The organism is Elusimicrobiaceae bacterium, from assembly GCA_017520185.1.
In the GTDB taxonomy this organism is placed as follows: Bacteria; Elusimicrobiota; Elusimicrobia; order Elusimicrobiales; family Elusimicrobiaceae; genus Avelusimicrobium.
In genome coordinates this window covers 1-3591 of the sequence record JAFXGO010000028.1, presented here as the reverse complement: position 1 = coordinate 3591, position 3591 = coordinate 1, and the positions used below count along the sequence as shown (strand labels likewise).

Genomic DNA, 3591 nt, shown 5'->3' with positions numbered 1-3591 from the left:
TTCGGCTTGACAGAGAACAAGCTTTCCGGCAAGGCGATGGTGCCTTGTTCTTTACCTTTGATATCTAAAACTTTAGTTTCCATGGTCAAAGTCCTTACTTCTTGTTAGCGGCTTTAGAAGCAGAGATTTTCTGCACGATAGGAGCCACAACATGTTTTCTGTTTTTGGAAGTTTCCAAGACAGACACAATGCTGCCTTTGGCACCGGGAACGGAACCTTTTAAGAACAGCAAGTTGTTTTCAGCGTCTACTTTGATAACTTCAATTTTGGCGACGGTGTGCGTCGTGGTACCGTAGTGACCAGCCATGCGCTGACCGGACAATACTTTACCCAAAGAGCGGCGGGAAGCCAAACCACCGGGAGCTCTTTCTCTATCAGAGGCCCCGTGGGAGGCAGGCTGACCGGCAAAGCCGTGGCGTTTCATCGCACCAGCAAAGCCGTGACCTTTAATGCTGCCCTGCACATCTACATAATCGCCGGGTTTAAAAATTTTTTCGAGTGAAATGACCTGACCGATTTCGAAACCGTTCACGTCGGCCACGCGATGTTCTTTCAAGTGGCGGACGGGGGTCGTGTTAGCTTTTTTGAAATAGCCGAGTTCGGGCTTGTTCAGTTTGCTTTCTTTCACTTCGCCAAAACCTACGCAAACGGCATTGTAGCCGTCTTTTTCTTGGGTTCTGACACGTACAACTTTGCAGGGTCCGGCTTTTACGACGGAAACACCATGCAGGTTGCCTTTTTCATCAAAGAGCTGGGTCATGCCCACTTTTTCGCCGAGTACAAAACGGAATGTAGCCGGAGCTTCTTTGACAGTTTCTGCTTTGGCCGCTTCAGCAACGGGGGTTGCCTCTTGGGCGCCAGCAGCTTGGATGTTTTCTTCTACCATCTGTTTTTTTCCTTATTAGTTGCTTTTAATTGCCACATCAACACCGGCGGGGAGATCTAATTTCATCAACTCATCGACGGTCTTAGAGGTGGGACTTTTCAGGTCAATCAGCCGTTTGTGGATACGCATTTCAAACTGCTCACGAGATTTTTTGTCAGTGTGCGGAGAACGAAGTACGGTATACTTCTTAATGCGCACCGGCAAAAGAACCGGACCGGCGACGATAGCACCGGTTTTCTGCGCGGTTTCCACGATGCGGGCAACGCTGTTGTCGAGCATGCGGTGATCGTAAGAGCGCAGTTTGATGCGGATTCTTTCTTGGCTGAGAATTCTAGCTTTTTTTTCAGTTTTTTCTGCCATTTTTTGTTCCTTAGAACTTCTTGTAAATAAAAAATTATCGGCAGTAAACCCCACACTGCCTCCGTTTTCCCGACGGAACAGTTAGGATTTTTTGCCTTTTTCCTACTTCAGTACTATAACATTGTACCAAATTAGGGGCTATTTGCGCTATGTTTTTTAGTGCGTTCACCATGGCACATAAAACACAGTTTAAATTCGCTTGTTTATATTGTATAATAATTGAGGTTTGTTGTAAAGGAGTAATATGAATTTTCAACAGGAACCCCTACAAACAAATACGGAAATTTTACAAGAACGCCTGAAAAAAAAGACTTCTTTCAATTCTTTTACATTGGCGCCTCTATGGATGCTAGGGATTTTCTGTATTTCTAACATAGCGCCTGCTATGTGGAAAAATCAGTTCTCTTTCGATGTTTTTCAGGATGCTGTTATTAGCTTTGCTTTGTTTTTATGTTCCGTGTGGCAATTATTTCTAGGGTTTTGTCTGCTGATTTGGCGTAGTTCGCGGCCGGAACAGAATCTCAAAGCCGCCAAATTCTGTTTTTATTTCAACTTATTTATCTTTCCGCTGGCGATTGTTTGGTCCATAGCAACAGCAGTTCTGATCCAAAATGCACTTGTACTGGTTGTTAACTTATTCATCAGTTTATTCTTAGTGTTAGAAATTACAAAAATCAATCGGCTCATCAAAGCACTCTTGCGGCCGCAGACTCCTTCTGCCAAAGAACAAGCCTCCCCCTGTCCGGAGATGTTTCATTTATGGCATACCCAAAAATCTTTTTTTTGGGCGCCATTTTTATTGATTATTTTTGGTTTATCATTAGGAGCAATTGCCTGTTTAATAGACGGAGACCCCATTACCAAAAGAGGATTTTTGATTTGTTTGAGTATTTCCTCTGTGTGCAGCATACCGGTTGCCTTAATCTGTTGGCCTATATCTTTGGCGGCCTATTTCACCAAACAAACGGGCACCCCTTCGGCTTTTCAACGTTTTATTCGTCATTTTGCAATTATATATATCAATCCAGACATTCCCCCTTCTGAAATTACAGCCTTTCGTTGGTGGCTTTCACATCCTAATCAAGAGTGGCCACCGGATGCGCAATATATTTTCAAACGGATTGATACAGATGCATTTGATTGGCAAGACATAAATAAATGGAGCATTTAACTATGACAAACAATTACGGACTTTCTATTATAAAAGATTATCCCATTAAGGGCGTAAACTTTATTGATATTAACGGTCTGTTGGAAAAGCCGGAATTTTTCCGAACAGTAATAGATAAATTTTGTGAAGAAATTCAAAAAGCCGTTCCGACAGAAATACTCTCCAAAGCCGCCATTATCAGTACCGAAGCACGCGGATTTTTGTTCAGCACACCGGTAGCCTACAAACTAGGGCTTCCTATTTTAACCATTCGTAAAAAAGGCAAAATTCCCAATAATCCCTACCGCTTTCATATTACTAACGAATATACCAGCTATGACATGGAAATGGATGGGGATTTATTATTAAAACATGATCATTTGATTTATATCGATGATATTTTTGCCACCGGACAAACAGTAGCTGCCGTCAAAAAAGCGGTGGAAGAAAAAGGGAAAAAAATGATATTGGCCATACACTTAACTGCCGTTGAAGTGTTGGAAAAAATGAGAAAAAACAATCCCGTCCTTCAAGACTTGCAAACCATTGAAATCATTTAACAAAACCCCCTCCGCTTGGAGGGGGTTTTATCTTTAAACTATCTTACCGAATAATAGGAAATTTCTTTAGGAGTGCCGGTACAAACTTTGTTTACACAAGACACATTAATATCGGTATAGCACATTTGAAGGGTGCACGGACCTACCCCACAAGCGTTTAAGCGTTTCTTATTCAGGCTTTCCACATATTTTTTATTTACGGCTTCTTGTCCATCACACGGACAGCAACCTTTAGAAATGGCCACACAATCCGCATCAGTTTTGCAGGATTTATAATTTTGTAAAGATTCTTGATAAGAGGCCACCTTTTTAGGATTTTGCATTTGCACTTTATAAGAAGCACAGCCCACTAAAGAAAAAACAAAAAAAGACAAGACGATTAATTTTTTCATACTTCCCCCTTTTTTTACTTAATTATACCACTTTAATTCACTTACAAACACAGCCTAAGGCCAAAACCTTAGGCTGTGTGCTTTAAAGAGCAAGTTTTAAAAACTACTCAATAATTTTGGTGACTACACCGGCTCCTACCGTATGACCACCTTCGCGGATAGCAAAACGCAATCCTTCTTCCATGGCCACCGGAGTAATGAGTTTTACTTCGATTTCGGCATTGTCGCCCGGCATGATCATTT

General features: G+C 41.9%; 6 protein-coding genes. 2 read left to right on the top strand and 4 right to left on the bottom strand.

Translation table 11 applies throughout. The features are described from left to right. Positions 1 to 94: 94 nt before the first annotated feature. The gene (rplC, locus tag IKL48_04020) at positions 95 to 886 is read right to left on the bottom strand and encodes a 50S ribosomal protein L3 (protein ID MBR3603831.1); all 792 of its coding nucleotides are present in this window, start codon (positions 884 to 886) and stop codon (positions 95 to 97) included. 15 nt (positions 887 to 901) lie between these two features. Next, a complete protein-coding gene (gene rpsJ, locus IKL48_04015) occupies positions 902 to 1246 on the bottom strand; it encodes a 30S ribosomal protein S10 (GenBank protein MBR3603830.1) in 345 nt (114 codons plus the stop codon). A 244-nt stretch (positions 1247 to 1490) separates the two neighbouring features. On the opposite strand from rpsJ, the gene IKL48_04010 reads away from it, so the two are divergent. Then, entirely contained in the window at positions 1491 to 2417 is a 927-nt protein-coding gene (locus tag IKL48_04010) for a hypothetical protein (GenBank protein ID MBR3603829.1), read from the top strand. Between the two features lie 2 nt (positions 2418 to 2419). Further along, positions 2420 to 2956, top strand: a complete 537-nt coding sequence (locus IKL48_04005) for a hypothetical protein (GenBank protein MBR3603828.1) — start codon at positions 2420 to 2422, stop codon at positions 2954 to 2956. A 38-nt stretch (positions 2957 to 2994) separates the two neighbouring features. Here IKL48_04005 and IKL48_04000 read toward each other — a convergent pair whose 3' ends face one another. Together IKL48_04000 and IKL48_03995 are read right to left on the bottom strand one after the other, a co-directional pair. Further along, a complete protein-coding gene (locus tag IKL48_04000) occupies positions 2995 to 3348 on the bottom strand; it encodes a hypothetical protein (protein MBR3603827.1) in 354 nt (117 codons plus the stop codon). A 103-nt stretch (positions 3349 to 3451) separates the two neighbouring features. Beyond that, positions 3452 to 3591, bottom strand: a 140-nt coding sequence (locus IKL48_03995; protein MBR3603826.1) for an elongation factor Tu, incomplete at its 5' end; no start/stop codon positions are given.